This window comes from Desulfosporosinus lacus DSM 15449 (genome assembly GCF_900129935.1).
GTDB lineage: Bacteria > Bacillota > Desulfitobacteriia > Desulfitobacteriales > Desulfitobacteriaceae > Desulfosporosinus > Desulfosporosinus lacus.
The window spans coordinates 241,566-261,575 of record NZ_FQXJ01000003.1 but is presented as its reverse complement, the minus strand read 5'-3'; the positions used below and the strand labels follow the sequence as shown (position 1 = coordinate 261,575).

16 protein-coding genes and 1 pseudogene are annotated in these 20,010 nt (G+C 39.2%); 4 read left to right on the top strand and 13 right to left on the bottom strand.

Features of this window, described 5'->3' with window-relative positions; all coding sequences use genetic code 11:
• Positions 1–374: 374 nt before the first annotated feature.
• The 5 genes from BUB11_RS01330 to BUB11_RS01310 all read right to left on the bottom strand — a co-directional run bounded on the left by BUB11_RS01330 (position 375) and on the right by BUB11_RS01310 (position 7,202).
• Positions 375–1,730, bottom strand: a complete 1,356-nt coding sequence (locus tag BUB11_RS01330) for an MFS transporter (RefSeq protein ID WP_073027253.1) — start codon at positions 1,728–1,730, stop codon at positions 375–377.
• A gap of 118 nt (positions 1,731–1,848) precedes the next feature.
• Positions 1,849–2,754 carry a glycyl-radical enzyme activating protein gene (locus tag BUB11_RS01325; protein ID WP_045573634.1) on the bottom strand — a complete coding sequence of 302 codons (906 nt, stop codon included), beginning with the start codon at positions 2,752–2,754 and terminating at the stop codon, positions 1,849–1,851.
• A gap of 71 nt (positions 2,755–2,825) precedes the next feature.
• A complete protein-coding gene (locus tag BUB11_RS01320) occupies positions 2,826–5,222 on the bottom strand; it encodes a glycyl radical protein (RefSeq protein WP_052693037.1) in 2,397 nt (798 codons plus the stop codon).
• A gap of 67 nt (positions 5,223–5,289) precedes the next feature.
• On the bottom strand, positions 5,290–6,315 hold the full coding sequence (gene dmpG / locus BUB11_RS01315) for a 4-hydroxy-2-oxovalerate aldolase (RefSeq protein WP_242860128.1): 1,026 nt from the start codon (positions 6,313–6,315) through the stop codon (positions 5,290–5,292).
• 2 nt (positions 6,316–6,317) lie between these two features.
• Entirely contained in the window at positions 6,318–7,202 is an 885-nt protein-coding gene (locus tag BUB11_RS01310; RefSeq protein WP_045573636.1) for an acetaldehyde dehydrogenase (acetylating), read from the bottom strand.
• A gap of 213 nt (positions 7,203–7,415) precedes the next feature.
• On the opposite strand from BUB11_RS01310, the gene BUB11_RS01305 reads away from it, so the two are divergent.
• Positions 7,416–8,588: a CdaR family transcriptional regulator gene (locus BUB11_RS01305; RefSeq protein WP_045573637.1), complete on the top strand. Its 1,173-nt coding sequence runs from the start codon at positions 7,416–7,418 to the stop codon at positions 8,586–8,588.
• A 109-nt stretch (positions 8,589–8,697) separates the two neighbouring features.
• Here BUB11_RS01305 and BUB11_RS28110 read toward each other — a convergent pair whose 3' ends face one another.
• The 7 genes and pseudogenes from BUB11_RS28110 to BUB11_RS01270 form a co-directional block, all read right to left on the bottom strand.
• Positions 8,698–8,958, bottom strand: a complete 261-nt coding sequence (locus BUB11_RS28110) for a hypothetical protein (protein ID WP_242860129.1) — start codon at positions 8,956–8,958, stop codon at positions 8,698–8,700.
• A 273-nt stretch (positions 8,959–9,231) separates the two neighbouring features.
• On the bottom strand, positions 9,232–9,426 hold the full coding sequence (locus tag BUB11_RS28105; protein WP_242860130.1) for a transposase: 195 nt from the start codon (positions 9,424–9,426) through the stop codon (positions 9,232–9,234).
• A gap of 366 nt (positions 9,427–9,792) precedes the next feature.
• Positions 9,793–11,244 carry a transposase gene (locus tag BUB11_RS01295; protein WP_073027251.1) on the bottom strand — a complete coding sequence of 484 codons (1,452 nt, stop codon included), beginning with the start codon at positions 11,242–11,244 and terminating at the stop codon, positions 9,793–9,795.
• Positions 11,245–11,566: 322 nt separating this feature from the next.
• A pseudogene (gene istB / locus BUB11_RS01290) lies at positions 11,567–12,310 on the bottom strand (IS21-like element helper ATPase IstB).
• Entirely contained in the window at positions 12,310–13,848 is a 1,539-nt protein-coding gene (istA, locus tag BUB11_RS01285) for an IS21 family transposase (RefSeq protein ID WP_073027249.1), read from the bottom strand. Before istA ends, istB begins: the two are co-directional and overlap by 1 nt.
• Before the next feature lie 523 nt (positions 13,849–14,371).
• Positions 14,372–15,627, bottom strand: a protein-coding gene (locus tag BUB11_RS01280; protein WP_427846293.1) for an IS3 family transposase whose coding sequence is annotated in 2 segments (ribosomal slippage) — positions 14,372–15,261 and positions 15,261–15,627 — 1,257 coding nt in all. Because the reading frame shifts where the segments join, the coding sequence is not laid out codon by codon here.
• Between the two features lie 768 nt (positions 15,628–16,395).
• The gene (locus BUB11_RS01270) at positions 16,396–16,596 is read right to left on the bottom strand and encodes a helix-turn-helix domain-containing protein (protein WP_242947412.1); all 201 of its coding nucleotides are present in this window, start codon (positions 16,594–16,596) and stop codon (positions 16,396–16,398) included.
• A gap of 146 nt (positions 16,597–16,742) precedes the next feature.
• Here BUB11_RS01270 and BUB11_RS01265 point away from each other — a divergent pair, with 146 nt between their 5' ends.
• Together BUB11_RS01265 and BUB11_RS01260 are read left to right on the top strand one after the other, a co-directional pair.
• Complete coding sequence (locus tag BUB11_RS01265; protein WP_084110115.1) at positions 16,743–17,372, top strand: hypothetical protein; 630 nt, start codon at positions 16,743–16,745, stop codon at positions 17,370–17,372.
• On the top strand, positions 17,350–17,640 hold the full coding sequence (locus BUB11_RS01260; RefSeq protein ID WP_073027243.1) for an HNH endonuclease: 291 nt from the start codon (positions 17,350–17,352) through the stop codon (positions 17,638–17,640). Before BUB11_RS01265 ends, BUB11_RS01260 begins: the two co-directional genes overlap by 23 nt.
• A 339-nt stretch (positions 17,641–17,979) precedes the next feature.
• Here BUB11_RS01260 and BUB11_RS01255 read toward each other — a convergent pair whose 3' ends face one another.
• Positions 17,980–18,345: a hypothetical protein gene (locus BUB11_RS01255; protein ID WP_073027241.1), complete on the bottom strand. Its 366-nt coding sequence runs from the start codon at positions 18,343–18,345 to the stop codon at positions 17,980–17,982.
• 763 nt (positions 18,346–19,108) lie between these two features.
• Here BUB11_RS01255 and BUB11_RS01245 point away from each other — a divergent pair.
• Complete coding sequence (locus BUB11_RS01245; RefSeq protein WP_073027239.1) at positions 19,109–19,495, top strand: hypothetical protein; 387 nt, start codon at positions 19,109–19,111, stop codon at positions 19,493–19,495.
• Positions 19,496–20,010 lie beyond the last annotated feature (515 nt).

The following is a 20,010-nucleotide window of genomic DNA, read 5'->3' as shown; positions in this document are numbered from 1 at the left end:
CAGAAACTCCGGAGTAGCCTAGTTACTATCAATAATCTTTCGAAAATTGATTTTCTGCTTGGCAATTTTCTTGTATATCTTTATCTCTGATTAGACTTGACCTGGTGCCCAAATATTCAGCATATAATTAAAGAAGATTTTTATCAAAATTTCCATAGTAAGCAAATATAAATTAAAGGAATGAGCCCGATTGAATATCGAACTCATTCCTCAATACTTAAAAAATTTCTCTTCTTACTTTTTGGGGTCACTTAAATATTAGTGGCTACAAAAAGTCTTTTTTTTACAAGATTGTTGATGATTAGCTATACAATTAAACAAAATAATTTGAGAATTTAATAATCTATCCTTATATTCTTTTCCTTTAGTAAATATCAAGGAGAAATCTCTTCCAATACCCTGCCTTTGGTCTCTTCTCCAAAAATTCCTACTGCTATTGCTACTAAAATAAAGCAAGCAGCACCCATAATAAATACACCAGTGTTACCTATTTTCGGAAGAAGTACCCCGACGAGAGAAATCCCTATGAGTGAACCAACCCTTCCGATACCAGAAGCAAAGCCTGTTCCTGTTGTCCTTGCCCTTGTTGGATACAATTCAGGCGTATAGGCATATAAAGCTGACCACATTCCAAATAGGCAAAATTGCATACAAAGACCAAATATGATTAAATTCTGTAAGCTGCTTGCTGATCCATATAAGTAGACGAAGCCGGCACAGCCAATTAATTCAAAGATTAAAGCTGGTTTGCGACCAAATCTTTCTACTATATATGCTGCAAATAAGAACCCTGGTATCCCTGCCAAAGAAATTTCAATCGTATAGAAAACAGATTTTGTAACTGAGTAACCTGCCTGTTGGAGTAATGCACTTAACCAAGTTGTAAGACCATAATAACCAAAACATATACTAAACCACATAAACCATACCAATATTGTCCGCTTAGCATAACCCGGTGCCCAGAGTTGCATAAAAGAGAATCTTTTCTCCTTTTTGCGCGTATTATATTCAATATCAGGAACTGGCGGAAGCTCTTTTCCATATGCCTTTTGAACCTTTGCCTCAAAAAAACTCATGACTCTTTCAGCTTCATCATAGCGCTCAACATCATCCAGCCAGCGGGGTGATTCAGGGACAATTTTTCGGAATAAGAAAATAAAGACAGCCGGAATGGCTTGAGCAATGAAAACCCAGCGCCATCCACCTAAAGGCAGTATTAAAAAAACTTCCACCCCTGCAAGTATAAAGCCAATTGGCCACAACCCTTCTAACATTGCAATATAACGTCCGCGGTTTTTGGCTGGCATAAATTCGGAAACTAAAGCTTGCCCAATTGGGAATTCCATTCCCATACCAAAGCCCAGCATAATTCTGAACATAGCAAATTGCTCGGGTGTTTGAGCTAAGGCGCAAAATAAACTACCTAATCCCCAAATGATCATGCTTATCTGAAATATAAGCTTACGTCCCCATCGATCAGCTGCCATTCCGGAAAGTGAAGCACCAAAGGCCATTCCCAAGAAACTAGCACTTGATACCAATCCTGCTTGAGCAGTCGTTAAATTAAAAGTTTCTTTGATTGATCCTAGCACAAAAGTAAGCGATCCTAAATCGATTGCATCAAATAACCAACATGTTACGATAGCAGCAAAAATTAGCCTTTGATAAGATGTTAATGGAAGCCTTTCAAATCTCTGTGCAATCCTAAGATTAACTTGTGCTTGTGACATTTCATTTTCCCCTCCTAATTGATTTTTCTTTAAAACAGTACCTTTTAAACGCTTGATTTAATTACCTCAATAAAATCCCTCCCTTCAGAAGACGTAACTTTAAGGTTTAAGTAAATCTTTATCCGTCTACAATTACTGTTAGTTTCAATTTGGTTTGCAGCATCTTCGAAATTGTATCAACTTGTTCCTGCGAAGGAGGCAGAGTTTCTTCAAGTTCAAATATTTTGCCTAAATTTTTATATTTATTTTGTCCCAGCCTGTGGTACGGCAATAAATGTATTGTTTTTAAACCTTGTTCTTTTACAAACAAACCAATATTTAAGATACTTTTTTCGTCCATATTAAAATCAGGAATTAACGGTACTCTGACAATAATATCCTTGTGTCGTAGTGCGAGTTTCTTTAAGTTTTCAAGCGGTAATTTGTTGCCTGCTTTTGTTCCTTCCCTATGAGCAGAATCTTCAATATGCTTAAGATCATAAAGAAATACGCCTACAAAAGGAATTACTCTTTCGAAATGCTCCCATGCTACGGCACCCGCAGTCTCTATCGCCGTATGTACTCCAAGACGTGTTAACTTTTCAAGGATCTCCAACACAAAACTAGACTGGCGTAAGGGCTCCCCCCCCGAAAATGTGACCCCACCTCCTGAATTTGTAAAGAATTCTTGGTCTTTCAAAACCATTGAAACGATCTCGTCAGTCGTATAATTCTTTCCAATTATCTGTAAAGCCCCACAACAGCACTGCGTTGCACAAATGCCGCATGTATTACAGGTCTGTCTATCAATGCTTAGACCAGTGGAAGTTAATGTCAGTGATTTTTGGGAGCAACAGGAAATACACTCTCCGCATTTCAAACAATTTATTGGATTATGCATTAGTTCGGGATACTGTGATTGGGATTCCGGATTACAGCACCATTTGCACCTTAATGGACACCCTTTTAGAAAAACGACGGTTCTTAGACCGGGTCCATCATGATTACAGAAGCGTTGGATGTTGTACACTATTCCTGTTTCCATTTCTACCTTCCTCAACTCTAAAAAATATCTAAAGAATGGGGGATATAAACCCCCTTTTCATGGGGAGGGGATTACAAAGTTTGATATTCTGTCCGCATAATGATATCTTCCTGGAGCATACGGTCTATACAGTTAAACAGTACGCTGAATCCTGCAACCCGAACTACCAGTAGCGGGTATTTCTCAGGATTCTTTTGGGCATCCCTTAACATTGCGGCGTCAACAACATTAAATTGAATATGCTGGCCTTTGAGCATAAAATACGACTTGATTATCGAGGCAAAGTTTGACAACCCTTTTTCGTCTTTAAGAAAAGATGGTGCTAATTTTACATTTAACAATGCGGCACCGGAGGATTTAAACTGGTCTAAATTAGCTACGGATTTTAACATAGCGGTCACACCGTTTTTATCTCGTCCTTGTGCGCATGAAACCCCGCCATCGGCAAGAAGCATTTCTTGTTTTCTGCCATCAGGCGTTGCTCCAACTTTGTCTGCGAGGAGCACATGACAGGATATACTGTAAAGACCGAATTGGTATTTTCCCCCACGCGGATTGGAGTATTTCTGGATTTCTTTCGAAAACCTTTCTACAACCTCCCTCGCTATTGCATCGACATACGCATCGTCATTGCCATATTTGGGGGCGAGGTTTAGAAGACGCTGCCTTAACTGCTCTGCGTTATTGAAGTTATTCATTAAGGCTACCTTTAGTTCCGCCCAGGTTATTGTCTTATCTTCATAGATAAATTTTTTAATAGCTGCCAAAGAATCGGCCGTATTGGCAAGACTTACGGCATTTGGGCTGGTGAAATTATATTTTGCTCCCCCCTGAAGCGAGGTCTTCCCATTTTCTAGACAATTATGAATGAAAACCGATTCAAAGAGCGTCGGAACCAGACTTCCGTGAACAGAATCGAGAATGTTCGTACAGGCAACATGTTGTTTTAGATAGTAGGAAAGTTGCTCAAAATAAGCTTCTTTGAATTCTTCGAAAGTTTCCAAACACTCTACTTCGCCCGTTTTAAACTGGTATTGTTTGTTCATCACATGATCATGACCGTTAAAAATTGTTAACTCGATCATTTTGGTTAAGTTCAAGAAGCCACCTGGCAGCCACGTCTCGCTAACCCCCGGTACTGTTGCTTCCGCACAACCTACTACGGCATAATCTCTTGCCTCCTGAAGCGTATAACCCTGCTGCAGCATGATCGGGATAAGGATTTCGTCATTATAAAATGCCGGCATACCCGTACCAAACGATGCCACTTCACAGCACCGCGATAAAAAGGTTTCCGGAGACCCATAATACCAGCGGGCTGACAGGGAAGGTTGGGGCAAACCTACTCTTTCGGTTGCGCTGAGACACATGTACGATAATTCATTAACTGCGCATTCTCCTTCCGCAGTTTGGCCGCCAACGATTAAATTCTGAAACATTGGATAGCCGCCAAATGCGATGGAATTTACTTTATCCCGAACTTTGTTGATATCATTGAATTTAACCCAGAGACAATCGATTAATTCCTTGAAAAACTCCTGATCTTCGTCCTTTTTTTCCAGGGGGCCTTTGAGATAAGGGTATATATATTGATCAAACCTTCCGGGAGAAACGCTGTGGCCGTTGGACTCTAATTGCAAGATCAGGTGAATGAACCAGAAAGACTGGAGCGCCTCCCAAAACGTTTCAGCGGGATAGGCAGGCACCTTCTGGCAATTCTTGGCGATTGTCAACAGTTCTTTTTTACGCGTAGGGTCTTCCTCAGAATCAGCAAGGCTCTGGGCCAGATCAGCAAATCGATTGGCAAAAGCAATTGCTGCCTTACACACGATGATTACCGCTAAATAATATTCTTTTTTTGTTGCATAAGAGGGATCTTGGATGTCCAGATTTTCCATTAGTGTCTCTATTTCTTTGATAATCCCTAATAGTCCGTTATCGATGCCATATTTATAGTCAATTATCATATGTCCGACGCCGGATCTCAAAGTTGTTAAGATACAAATCAGGTCCTGGGAAGCTTCTTTGGCTTGAGAAGGAAATAGCTGATAAGCCGCATCCTTGACCGTATTACCCTGCCACTTCGGCAGTATCTGGCGCAGTATTTCTTTATTTTTTTCGCTGATAATAAATTTATCCGCTTCTCTCAGATTAAAGGTATCCAACTCATTAAGAACAAAATCTACCGCATATTCGGGATAAACCGGAGCTCCTCTTAATTTTTCCGCAAGATTGCCGACAATGAGCTCACCTTCATGAATATAGATCCCCATGTTAAGTAAAATTTTTTCAAGGGCATATGCCCGCCTGAGAATATAAGGCTGACTAAGTGTTTCCTCGTAACTTTTAGATATAAGAATTGCTCTGTCCGTACAGATTTCCGGAGTCGTATTGATTAATTCATGCCGAAGTTTTTTAACTCTTCCCGAAGTTTCCTCCATCTTTTGCCAGCGTGTAGGCCTGGTCATCAAATATTTCCCCCTTTCAATAGTTTAGGTCTTACCGGCTAGCGTCCCTGGCAGGACGGATATGGTTTTAAATACTTGTCTGTTTTGCTAGTTTTTCCTTAGCAAGATCATAGGCAACTTCAATACAGATATTTTCTTGTCCTTCGGTGCATTCTCTCTTACCAATTTCCTTAATAATATCCCTGGGATCAACTTGATATTTCTCCCCAGCCCTTTGGGCAAAAAGCAAGAAACTTGAATAACACCCTGCATAACCTAACATGATCCTATCGCTATCGATCTCCATCGCTCTAGGCATTAAAGGTCGTAAATATTGATCACCAATGTCCATGGTCTGATATAAATTAACTCCCGATTCAATTCCCATTCTTCCAAGAACGGCTACAAATATCTCTGTCGGACAGTTACCTGCTCCTGCTCCAAAACCTTTTAAGCAGCAGTCGATGTACTCCGCCCCAGCCTCCACGGCTGCTTTAGAATTAGCAACTGCCAGCTGCAAATTATTGTGACCGTGAAACCCCACGGGAACATCTATCGCCTTTTTCATTGCAGATATCCGCTCAAAAGTTTGCTCGGGTAGCTGGTATCCGCCACCATCTAACAGATATACGACTTCTGCGCCGTAAGATTCAGCCATTTGTGCATAACGTACGGTTTCTTCCACGGGTATTACAGATGCACAAGGCAATACAGAGATCGGAATAAGCCCTAACTTTTTCGCCATTTTGATATGCTGTTCTCCAATATCGACTTCAGAAATCTGGGTACATATTCTCGCATATTTAGCACCAAATTCTTTGGCCAGGTTTAACTCATGCCTAGTCCCAACCCCTGGCAGGATGATAATCGACATATTGCTATTTTTTATCACAGGAGAGACCGCTTCGATATAATCGCGGTCACTCGCTGCTGCAAAACCATATTGCAATGACGAACCTCCCAGTCCGTTGCCGTGGCCAAATTCGATTGCTTCAACACCGATCTTGTCAATCTGTCCAGCAAGAGTTGCCATTTGTTCCGGAGTATACTGATGGCTTTTGGCATGACTTCCATCCCGAAGTGTAAGATCAAATATTTTAATTTTTTTACCCACGGTTATTCCCCCTTCTTAATCTTCAAAAGCCTGTCTCTGGCAATTCTTTCAGCCATAGCAAGGGCCGCACTCGTTTCAATATCCAAATTTCCGCTATATTTCGGCAAATAATCACCTGATCCTTCCACTTCGACCATTACTGTAACTTTATTTCCATCAAATGTGGGAGGAATTTTCATCCGATATCCTGGAACGAACTCTTGTACCTCTTTTACGATATTTTCAACAGACTTCGTTATCTTTTCTTCGTCAACAGTTTCCACCAAAGCATAAATCGTATTGTTCATAATCATCGGAGGTACGGCAGGATTTAGGAGGATAATCGCTTTCCCTTTCTGGGCCTTTCCGATTTCCACTATGCCTCTTGAGGTAGTAATCGTAAATTCATCAATACTTTGCCTGGTCCCTGGACCGGCACTTTTGCTAGAGATTGTGGCAACGATTTCGGCATAGGGTATAGGGGTTACTCTGCTTATGGCATAAACGATGGGAATAGTAGCTTGACCTCCACACGTGATTAGATTAACATTAGGAGCATCAAGATGCTCATTGAGATTTACGACAGGCATAACATAAGGACCAACTGCTGCCGGAGTTAAATCAACTGCCACTATACCCGCTTCTCTTAAAAGGGGAGCGTGTTTCATATGAGCATTAGCGGTTGTAGCATCAAAAACCAGTTTAATATCATCCCGCTCTAAAATTGCATCAATACCCCTTGCACTTGTTTCTATACCTTCTTCCCTTGCTAAGCGAAGGCCCTCCGACTCCGCAAATATTCCTGTAACAAGTTTTAAGTCCAAATATTTACTTTTTTTAATAACTTTATACATTAAGTCAGTGCCTATATTTCCGGGACCGATTATAGCCACACCTATTTTTTGCATATTAATGTACTCCTTTCTAAATTTAATTTCTTTATTTTTCTAATTATATCTATTCTTAAGAATTGTTTAAACAGACAGTCTGTCTGAATATTTCCGATTTCAATTGCTATTTTTTTATGCATTTTATATACTTTAGTTAAAAATATACAAATTTTCCTCCCAGGTTTTATTATTTTTAGTGCAAAATATACAATTGAAGGTGGGATGCCTCTTATGTTAAATCAAAAATTAGCTCAAGAATTAGTTGAAAAAGCAAGCGCTATTTCTGGTTACAATACACATATTACTAATACCGAGGGAATAATAATCGGTGCATCTGATCGTACACGTATTGGACAATTTCATGAAGCAACCTCGAATATTATCAAGCAAAGGAGATATTGCGAATATACTGCTGAAGAAGCTGCAAAAATCAGGGGTACGCGTGCAGGAAGCGGAAGTCCGATATTTTTTCGTGAAAATATATTGGGCGTAGTTTCTATTAGCGGAGAACCAAATGAGATTCGCAAATATGGGGAATTAGTACGCAATCAGGTTGAGATGATGTGCGAACAAGCATTCCAATACGAATTTATGCAATTAGAGCACCGCGCGAAAGAAGCATTTGTACAAGAAATTATTCGCACCAGCGATGGTACATTTGGAGGACAATTTTTAGGTTATGACTTGACCATCCCTAGAATCGCGGTTTTATTTGAAGTAGCAAGTCGAATTGAGCCTTTTTCAATTGACCAACAACGTCTCAGAGAAGACATTATGAAGGTTGTTAAATCCTTTAGTGATAAACAGGACATTGCTTCATTTATTACATCGAACCGCTTTGTCCTTTTGATGAAATTCGACCCTACATATGATAAAGTACAATCAAATCAGATTATAAAAACGCAGGTGAATCATATTAGAGAAGCAATTAAAAGTAAATCGAATTCAGATCTTTCAATTGGAATTGGAGAATATTATTCTGGTACTCATGGTTTACCTAATTCATATAAGGATGCTTTTCTTGTACTTGAAATGCTGAAAAAATTTCATTTGAACCCCGGTATTTATCATATAAATAATCTAATTCTTGAACAAATTCTAAATAATGTCTCTTCTGATACTGTAAAAAGATTAATATCATCTCCTCGAATGGTTAACCTCTTTAATAATAAACATCAGGAAATTATAAAAACATTTAGAGTTTTTTGCAGCAATAATCTACATACCAGTAAAACCAGCAGAGCAATGTTTCTTCACCGCAATACGCTCCTTTACAGGTTGAATAAGATTAAACAGCTTACCGATCTTGATCCGAACAATTTTTCAGAAGCTATGCAACTTAATCTCTTACTTAATTTAGCTCAAATTCACGGCTTACTTAATTTAGAAAACGAAAAAATCTAAATAAACAACAGAGATCGAGTACTATCCAAATGGCCTTAATAACCTACAAAGCATGGAAATATGAAAACACCAGAAAAAAGAGTGACAGAGGGACGGGGTTATTGTCACACTACAATCTTTGGATTATTCCCCTGCTTATTCCTGTTAATCTCTCAATCATCCTAATCGACAAACCATATACTTCCTTTAGTTTTTTTATGTACGAATTTCTTTTATTTATATCAAACTTTTGGATATCAATTGCATGTCCAACTTTACAATGATTATTGATTATTTTTCTAGCATCTTCATCTGTTAACCGGCGTTTTTCAGGTAAATCCATACATTCATCATCGTTCTCATTGTTTATATATTCAATGAAACGCTTCACTGTTTTTTCTCTATCTGAATTTAAAATATCCAGAGCAAAGTTTATATCAGTCTCATCACTTGCTTCGATATAATCAATGTAATTTGTCCAGATATAGTTTTGAATTTATTTACTATTCCAGCTTTTAAAGGATTCTGAAAAATTATCGAAGTACTGTGAAAAAATATACATCATCTTCTACAGGTTCGCTTTTAAACCAATCCTGAAACAAGTACCCTACCCTGTCATACTTTTTGTTATACCATAAAACATAACTACCACATATCCTTCTCATCACTGTAAATGAAGATGATTACCCATTAACCAATAAGTATATTCATTGTATTCACAAATCTCCTTGTATTTTTGTAAGGTTTGAATAAACTTAGCGCAATCTTCCTCATCTTCAAACAGGGTTTGACGATTTATTCCCCTCATAATGATATGATATATTCCACTTTTACTTTTAATCCTTGCAGCTCTAGGCACGGTAAACACCCCCGTGGCAAATTATACCATACGGGTGTTTGTGTCAACAACCCCGTCCCCTTGTCACTCCTGAAGACATGAAAGATGTCCGCATAATGGGAAAGGCAATACAATTTAAATCGGAGGTGCGGTAAGTGGTGAGTATATTCCTCCACGATTCAATGGTGATGTTGATGCTTTTGAGGGTTTTAAAAAAGCCGTAGACGAAGATCTGCTTAACGAAACTAAGCAAAATAACCTTTTTGACGATGAACTAACAGAAGATGAACAAAGAGCTGTGCGGGCATTTCTTGTGATATACTCAAGAGTTCTAAGTTCTTTCCGAAAAATTCCAAGTTAATTAGCTAAATAAGCCTGATAATTACGTCAGGTACCCATTTTTTCAGACGTATCAGACTCCAGTTGTTGATAGGCTTGGATTTTTGATAAAGTCGCATAATAACTGAGATTGCGAAAATTCCAAGATAGCTCTTGTTGGACCACCGAACGGACGGTTTCTACTGATGGAAGCTGTGATGATCTGGTCCGGAGCCAACCTGAGAATTTTTGCCAAACTAAGGTTGGATATGTTAGCGAAATGATCGTCAAGATTCCCATAGCGATACAACTTAAAAACGTGAAAACTTCGATAGCTCTTGTAGTCGCAAGAATCCGTTCCTTATCGTTGAGTTTTTTTATCGCAGAAAGATCGGTTTTCGTTTTAAAACGTGATAGCTTTGGCAAAGCCTTCGTCCAAAAGTGATAACCAAAACTCCCGATGATATGTTTTAACATTTTGAAGGAAACTTCAATTTTAAACCGGTAACTGTAGGCCAGAATAATTTTCCCTGGATCTTGAGTAAGATCAGAACACATTAAAATCATCATTCTCTCACCGGTCTTCACTAACACGAAACGCACTTTGCGACGAACTGGTTTCCATATAAGATCCAGGCAGAGGTACTGCACCGTCTCGTTCTTTCCATAAAGATTAATATCGATTGTCGTAAACTTTTCTAGACAATTCTTGAAGACGTTTTTAAACACAATCTTTTCGCCATAGATACGAGGGCGCCCTTTGCCCCGTTTTTCAGTTTTTGGGGGTTCTTCTTCAAAGGCAACCGTATTGGATTTTGCCCTCATGATTAGGGTGATTAACTTAGAAGAATGTTTTTGATTGATCGCTTCGACCTCATTAAAGGAAGCCGCACTCGGAAAATAGGCATCTAATAGGAATATTATTTTCTCTGAGGTAGCGTTTACATAACTTCCAGCCATTTGTATCATTTTGACAATGCAAGTTTCTTTCGTTGTTTCGGAGGAAATTTGTTCAGTGGAGTCATCTTTCAAGGAGTTGACTTCATCAATACCATCGTGAAGACCTATATTTAAAGGAACACACTGAGTCGTTGATCCTTCTGCCAGAAGACCAATCATGCCAAATTGGTGACCAAAGATGTATTCTTCTTTTCCCACATTTTCCGAGTCTTGATGCATTTTTTTAACACCAGGCATGTACCGAGCTTCCTTACCAACTTTAATATGATCTCCGATCACGATAGACCGTCCATCAATCTTCACAGGTTTTATGTGTTGCTGAACAACGCATAGCCATAGATGTTTGATATCACTTAACTTAAAAGCTGACGAACGAAAAAAGTAGATCATGGATTCATAATGACAAGAATCCAGATGTAAGCAACCTACAATAGAAGAGACCCCTCGCAAATTTGTTCTCACGAGCATCCCTACAACAATGACGACAAACCAAGAATATGTTTCTTTCCGCTTGAAGCAACATTGAAATCGTTGTAAAATGGTATCGATAAGCTTGAGCATATGTCGTTGTCCCCTTTGTTTTTTTGTGTGAGAACAATAAACTATCAGGGTGACGACATTAAATCAAGCTTATTTTTATTTGGTTTAATTTGGGTTCAACTTTGAACTCTCAAGTGATATATAGAAAACAACTTAATACTGAATAAAAATTGACTCAATTCAGGGGAGTGTTGCACCCTTATGAATATTTCGGTGTGGCAGCGCCACCAGTACGCTCTGTACTATACCACTGTCTCGCTCAGAATGAGCCACCCTGTTGCTGGTTGAACCACTAGCTGTGAGAGTCAAGCAGCACAGGGGGCTCAAAGATTACTGATATACGTTATTCTTGAATCCCCTTGCGTTTACGCATGGAGTCCTCTCCATCAATGAAGATGGTGTATGAATCATGAACAATTCGATCAAGGATTGCGTCTGCCAAGGTGCCTTCACCGATCTTTCCGTGCCAGCCTGCTGGCGCAAATTGCGAACAAAAAATGGTTGAGGTCTTTTGATGCCTAGCTTCAACGATCTCTAGAAGATCACGAGCTTCGTTGTTATTTAAAGGTATGAGGAGCCACTCATCAAGGATTAACAGGCTTACTCGTTTGTACTGCTTCATGACCTTCTGGAAGATACCTTCCCCTCGAGCGACTGCAAATTCATTGAGTAGGTCAGGAAGGCGGATGTATTTGACCGTGTAAAAGTTGCGACAAGCCGCAATTCCAAAGGCGCAGCTCATGTAACTTTTGCCAGCACCAGATGCGCCAAGAATAATTAAATTGTGGTTTTCTTGAACATAATTGCAGGTTGATAGACGTGTAATTTGAGTTCTATCAAGCTTTCTGTCAGCATGGTATTCTATATCCTCGATGCAAGCATCGCTAAAATAGAGTTCTGATTTTCGAATAAGACGGCTAATTTATTGTTTTTTCTTCTAGCCCATTCAGTATCGACCATAAGGCCAAAACGTTCTTCAAAGGACAGGTCCTTGAAGGATGGATCATCTAACTGCTTGCGATAGGAGTCAGCCATAGAAGGTAGTCTGAGCTCATTCAGTTTTTGTTACTGTCGTTTCGTTCACCATTATGAGTTCCTCCCATAATAGTCTGCACCCCTTGTAAATCCGAAGTTTGCAGACGTATTATTAGGAACAGTATCTTCTTTGACAACTTTATCGTGACCCGTTTTTAGAATCGTCTGGATGCTCTTATAGCTAGGATTTGGCGTATAGGATAACGCCCTTTCACAGGCAGCTTCAAGACGGTTCACGGCGTATTTGTCGGCCAATTTGAGCAGAGCCATACATGATCGGTAGCCTTGTTGTTCTACTTTGTGCGCTGCAAGAATGGCTTGAACCGCTATGGATGTATTAGTACCAACACTTTTCGCCCAGAAGATAAACTGTTCTGAGTTCCAAGCAGCATACTGCTTATGCTCTTCAGGCATATGTTCAACAACCGCGCTGTACTGGCCTTCTCGGCCATGTAGCTTTGGATGTGAACAGACTCGGTGGTTATTGAAGAAGACTTCGATAACCCTCCTGGTGATACGAACATCAACTTTATGTTTAATGTATTCGTACGGGCAGCTGTAATACATTTTCCCCACGGCTATATGATAGTTAAACTGAACGGTTGCGATCTTCCAAGTGGCTAGCTCATAAGGAGCGTGGGGCAGTGGTAGTAGTGCACGTTGCTCTTCTTCCTCAAAGACGCTTAGCCGGCTTCCCGGTTTCTTTTGAAATAATTTGCTGTTAAAGTCCTGCAGTTTAGGAATTATAGCCTCGTTAAGCTCTCTAAGTGAGAAAAACTTCTGACGGCGTAACTCTGCGATGATCCAGGTCGATATGATCCCGACAGTGCCTTCAACTGTGGCTTTATCTTTTGGTCTTCTAACACGAGCAGGAATGACAGCGGTTCCATAATGTTCGGCCATGTCGTGATAAGTCTTATTGATGATCGGTGTGTACCATGACGTATTTTCGACACCGGTCTTAAGATTATCCGGAACTAGAATTCTGGTAACCCCTCCAAAGAACTGATAGGCGTTGACATGTGCCGCAATCCAGTTTTCCTGGTTCATTGATAAGAACGCTTCGACATAGGCATATTGGCTAGAAGATAATGCCGCGACAAAAACGTAGGCATCCATAGCTTCGCCTGTGTCACGATCGATAATTGTGGCTGTTTTGCCTGCCCAGTCGACCTCCAGTAGTTCTCCGGGCTTGCGGTCGATGTGCATGGTAGCTTTTGTAACATTAGCATACTCACGGTAGTATTTGCAGAACTGCGTGTACATGAAGGGCACTTCATGACTAAGCCGACATGTTTCACAGTACTCATTCCAAACAAGGCTTAAGGTAACCCCGTTTTTCGCCATTTCTTTATGGACGTAGTCATAGTCTGGTAGCCTTCTAGAACTTGGAACTTGACGCTCTGGGAAGAGACATTCGATTAAATCACCGTCTGACATGCCTTTTGGTAGTGGCCACGAAATCCCTTGTTCTTCTGCTCGTTTTAAGGTGTTTGACACTGTGTTTCGCGAACACTCGCAACTTGCTGAGATGCCACGCTGACTGATCCCTTGGCTACCTAGCCGAAGGATTTCGCGGTAATTGGTCATTGATATGACCTCCTTGGATTTATTTACACTACCAATGTAGTGCATAAATCCAATCTACCACTAAATATGTACGAGTGGTTCACCATGCGTGAAGGTGGTATAGTTATAGCGCGACGATGGCTCAACCTGCGCGTATCGGCTGCTCTTGCAGAGCATATTATTCACCTTATATTAAGCGCTTACAAATAACATATATTTGCTTGGTATACACCCAATCGACAACATCTGAACAGTTAAGGCCGCCTGACATCAAACAGGCGGCCTTGACTTATCTATTGAATAATTGAACTGACCCCCAAAATTTAGACAAAATAATTGAGGTAGGGCTTCGCCCTAGAGTTTATCGCTTTAGTTCTCCTCAAAGGAAATAATGAGGGACGAAACTATAATCCGTCCCTGCATTTCCCCCGGCAGAAACCAATTTGGCGCTCAGGTTGCTCTCCAGCATTGCCCTATCCTCCGATAATTGGCAAGAGCCAATCATAGTCTAACCAATGTTCGTTTGTTCCTATTCTTTTATCCATTACGCAGTTTCCTGTAATAGTCTGTATTCTATTGGACTCATATAATTAAGCTTTTTCTTAATTCTTTTGTGATTATAGTACTCTAGATACGCATGAAGTTCCTGAACAAAATGTTCCACGGACTCAAATTCCTGGTTGTATAGTAATTCAGATTTTAGGTGGCCAAAGAAGTTTTCCACTACAGCATTATCTAAACATGTAGCCTTTCGCGACATACTTTGCTGGATTCCTTTCGTCACCAAAGCCTCTTGATATGCCGCCATACGGTATTGCCATCCTTGATCCGAATGTAGCATCAGACCGGTATTGTCAGGTATCTTTTTAAAGGCCCTTTCTAACATTACCATAACCTGTGAAAATCGAGGATGATTAGAAATGTCGTAGCTGATAATTTCTCCATTATATAGATCCAATATGGGAGATAAATATATCTTTTGGCCATAGAGATGAAACTCTGTAATATCAGTAACCCACTTTTCATTGGGTTTCGCTGCTTGAAATTCGCGGTTTAACAGGTTTGGGGCAACTTTCCCTACATTACCCCGATACGAGTTGTATTTTTTTATTCGTACAAAACAATATAGGTTTGATTCTTTCATTAGTTTCATTACCGTTTTATGGTTTATGACAATACCTTGTTTCTTTAGCTCAGCAGTTATCCGACGAGAACCATAACGCCCCTTGTTTTCAGTAAATATCTGCTCCATTACAGGGCGAATCGTAGCATACTTGTCTGGTTTGCATTGGGATTTAGTGAAATAGTAATATGTGCTTCGAGGAATACCCGCTATTTTTACCAGCTCATTAACTTTATATTTACGCCTTAGCTCGTGTACTATTTGAGCTTTATCCTTGTTCGTGACTTTTCCTTTTTCCGGACTAAGGCGTTTAATTTTTTTAGATATTCATTCTCCATTCGTAACCTATTGAGCTCATTCTGAATTTCATCAGGCAATGAAGACTCGTCCACATTGGAATGCTTTAACTTCCGTGGTGTTACAAGATTTTTATGATCTTTGTTTTGTGTGAGTGGAATTACATTAATCAACTCACTTTTATGTTTTGAAGCATCGGAGTTAAAATAATTCTTACCTTTTTCGAGATACAAACGTATCCAAGTTTGGACCATCTTATGAGTTACACCATATTTTCGTGCTGTCTCCCTTAGACCCATATGATCGGTTAGCACTTCTTCAACTGCACTTAGTTTAAAGTCTCCAGAGTAGTGCTTCAGTTTCTGACCCTTGATAACCATCTTGGAACCCCTTTCATAAACAAAATGATTATATCATAATGTCCAATATTTTGAACTATACCCCCTTAAGTAGACACGAAAATGAAATGTAGTGTAGACTAAATTAAGGGGGTATAGTTCACTATAGGGTACATTTTATCACAAAGAACAATCTGGCCCAATATTTTCCCCCGTACACTCTGTCACTACAAAAAGAACATCCTACTCTAGGACCCGCTCATATCAAGGCTTTCACCCAACCCAGATATAGCACTACCACGCACTCGACGTGCCCAGTCCACGGGAACATATAGTCCTAAATAAACCTTCAATGGAGTAACACCAACGCACTCTGTGCATGGAAACTTATCTCCTGAAACGTTCGTCAAGTATAGTTTTTCTGTGCCAAAGAATCGAGCTTGTGGAGTTTCATCACTGGTCTTAATAACTTCCTCAGGCCCACTCTATCTATCTCTGTGCTGGCTGTATCTAATTCTAACCAATACGAATCTGCCAAAGTCTTTCTTAGTCCTTGACGATACCGTTTTGCGCTTGTTGTTACAACTGTCCTTCTCTGTCTTACTGCATATCCTTGTGATTAGTTACCCCAACCTGTAATCCATCTAACTATTGCCGGTAATTTGTAAGACATAATAAAACCCACTATCCGGTGGGTTTTATACTAATTATTTAAATAAAAGCTCCGTAAAGTTGTTTTGTATATAAAAGTAATATTATGGTAATAACTATATTTATGTGACTTATAGTCTACTTTTTTACCTTGTAATATTAAAAAATATTCCTAATTTTTACTCTAAGACCATTAGCAATCTTTTCAAGACTAATGATAGAGATATTTCTTCTACCATTTTCAACACTGTTAATGTACGTCCTATCAAGCCCAGATAGAAGTGCTAACTCTTCTTGTGATAAATTACGTTCTCTTCGCAATTCTTTAATTTTGTTACCAACTGAAATTCTAATATCCATTTCCATCATCACTCCGATTAAACATTAGTTTATTCGGAATGATGACTATAGTTCAACGGACTATAAGTCACGTTTCACTTCTTATGTTTAAATACTTACTTATGAGATTAACGAAAAAAGCCTATTATTAAGGGAGGGTCTATCCATTGTCAAATGTCATACAAGCAAATCTCCTTATCCGTGGCACACGCCCAATGTTAATCCATCATTTTGGCCCCGAAGCGATACCTTTGGAACGTAGAGAAAGATCAGGTGTTGCTGGTAATGATCCGGAGGAATGGAAACGCACAGTACTAATGACTGATAACCGTCAGATATTCGTACCCTGCGAATATATTTTAGCTAATTTCCGCGCCGGGTCTAAAATTGCTTTTGGTTCTCGAGGTGGTCATTCGACAAAACTAGCTGCGTGTCTCCATATAGCCGACGAAAATATTCTTTTTAACCGCTTTGTTCCAGAAAATCTACATGAATTTATTAATTGTACAGAGGCTGATGTTTATCTAGATGTTCGAGGAGTTAAACAACCAACCACTAAGGCACGAAATGTCCGTTATCGTGTTGCCTTATCACCTGGTTGGCAGTCAAGATTTTCGGTAGTATGGGACAAAACTCTAATAAGCAGAGAAGAAATGCACTCAATCGTAATTCATGCCGGACAATTTGTGGGACTAGGGGATGGTAGAACTATTGGTTTCGGCCGGTACACGGTAGAGGAATTCGATTTACAAGGTGAGGAGGCGGAAATTCGTTATGCCACGTCATCGGCCACCTAATTATGTTTGGCAGGACATCCGTCGGAAGGTCTGGCTACGGGACAGAGAAAAATGTCAACACTGTGGCCAAATAGTAGAACTTCGTACTTGTCATATTGATCATATCAGATCTGGAAAGTTGGCCGGCAACCAGCTAAGCGAACTACGAACTCTGTGCAGGAGGTGTCACGTTACTCGAATAGATTCGCGACACAGAGGGATGATTGCTTCTGCACTTAGGGATGGTATCATTCCTGTACATTGGCGCGAGCTTTTGTGGGAGGGTTGATATATATGGGGCACGGCACGGTTGGTATGGTTCGGTTCGGCAAGGCGAGGTAAGGCAAGGTCTGGACAGGTAGGGTGAGGTCACAAAAGATGGGCGTGTAGTTTATTTACACTTCCCATCTTTTGTTTTCATTACTAACCAGTATTCCGACGTTGTTGTAGATCATTCTGTTGTACCTGTTTATATCTGCATTTACTTAAGATTGAATCTCTAAATGTAACAAGCCCTCTTGATCTGCTAGCTGAATTGGAAAAGACTGATGATTGAGGTTTTAAGATATATTCCTAAACTACGGCACAAACTATACTAGTCCACATTTTACAAGCGTCTATTAGACATTTAGCCTCTTATAGATTTTAACCCCTTAAAAATATGGTGTTGTGCTTCATCAATAAACGGTGTATTAAATAATAGAACATTATCTTCCGTACTCAGGCCATTATTTAGATTCTCACTTTTTAAATTCCTAAAAAGTGAGGCATATTCGACAGAATATTGAACATCTCGTGATGAGCAGAAATCTAATAATTCTTTATATCCAGAGTTATTCTGAACTTGCCAATCTTGAGTAAGTTCTTGTGGTATTATTTTTTCATTTTGGATAAGTTTACGAACACTTGCTGTCACTCCGCCAAATCCACCCAAAAGAAAAAAAGGACGCTTCATTTCAACTGCAATGATAATTTCCTCCAATACACCCGGCATTCTGCCCTTATATGGCCTTCATTTATAGGTTCAATATCCAAAAAACAGCATATAAAATCATCTTTATAAATTTATCTCTGATGGTATTTCCTTGTTTACAATTTTACAGAATATACAGTTTACCTTTTCTATAGGCATTTGCTTCTTATTATCCTCCCGCCTGTTAATGTTTTAATAGAACTCGTAATAAACTTAATAATGATATAGTAACAAGGCCGATACCCCCATTTTTTTTCCATTTTCACTGTTCTTGCTTCTGACATAGGCATTCTTTCTTTTATCCAATCAATATATCTTTTGCTACCAGATAGAATTAATAAACTTATTCCTGAAATTAACGCAAAAAGCCATAACGATAAGTTAAACCAATCAAACACCATTTAGTCTCCTTCCACAGCTACTGATTCACTACTTCCTACATAGACGTCATATGGATAACCAGAAGTGTTGATAGACAATTTGATACGTGGAAGGCCAAGGAGAATACTGCAGTTGATTCATGAAAGCATTGAATCTGAAAATCTAAGCCTTTACAAATTGTTTAGCAATATGAAGGAAAATCAACATCTTTAGAGAGAATATATAATGGATGACTGACCTAAACGGAAGTTGGATTGCTTTGGGCGAAAGAGTAGTATTAGAATTGAATGATGGAAATTGTTTTCAGGACATACAAAGTGACTAAGGGTGACATTTTGGTTTATAGGCACAAACCACTCGATGTTTGCCCATATTACTCCAGAAAGGTTATGGAGGAATTTAAATGGATAACAATTCGAATATAATAAGTTGGTCTGAAGAGTTTATTAAAAAAGAAATTATGCACATTGGAGATTTAAAGGCTAAAGGACATACTGCAAAATATATACTTGATCTTAATGCATTTTCTTATGAAGCATTAGAGCATTGCGGATTACCTAAAAGTTATTTAGTTCCCACGGCAGAACCTCAAAAAATGAGCATCGAGGAATGGGATGCCCACACAAGCGCCGAACACAAATGGGAATATGATGGAACTCCTTTTATGGACAGGCATCAAAGAGATAGAGTAATGCTCGGCTTAATATTTAGCGCAGGACTTAAGCATTTGTTGGAAATATTGCCTTCGGAATCAATACAGGAACTGAAGAAATTACTAATACTTAAATGAAATATAAATTTGATTTGAGTTATTTGCCAAGAGTTTAAGCATTTAGCAAACTGGTTAAGCATAAGTTCTTGGAATTTATCATTCTCCAAAACTTTATGAGTAGCTGGCTTATATTTATTCATGTCCTAATTCTAGATAAAACAGCTAATTTCGCAATGATCCTCGCTTGGAGCGCCTTTTTGTATACGGTTTAGGGAACTAACTCAAGATCACCTAATCATCGCATAACTTCATTGCAAAGTAAGGGGAATCCTGTCTTTAAAATGATAAACGGATGAATTTAGGTTTTATAACACAAAAAAGGCCTCAGCAGTTGATGCCAAGGTCTACATACGTCTTCCGTTGTTCAAAATAGCTAAAATATTTTTATATCTTAGGGTCTGTCTTTTATTTTGGTTGGTTTCATAGCTTAATCATTCTTTAAATGGGAGTTTAGCAAAGTTGAGTACGGAGCCAGATCCCCCTGTAGTAGAAGGATATAGTCTGATTGTATTGTATTTTATCCTGACCCTGAT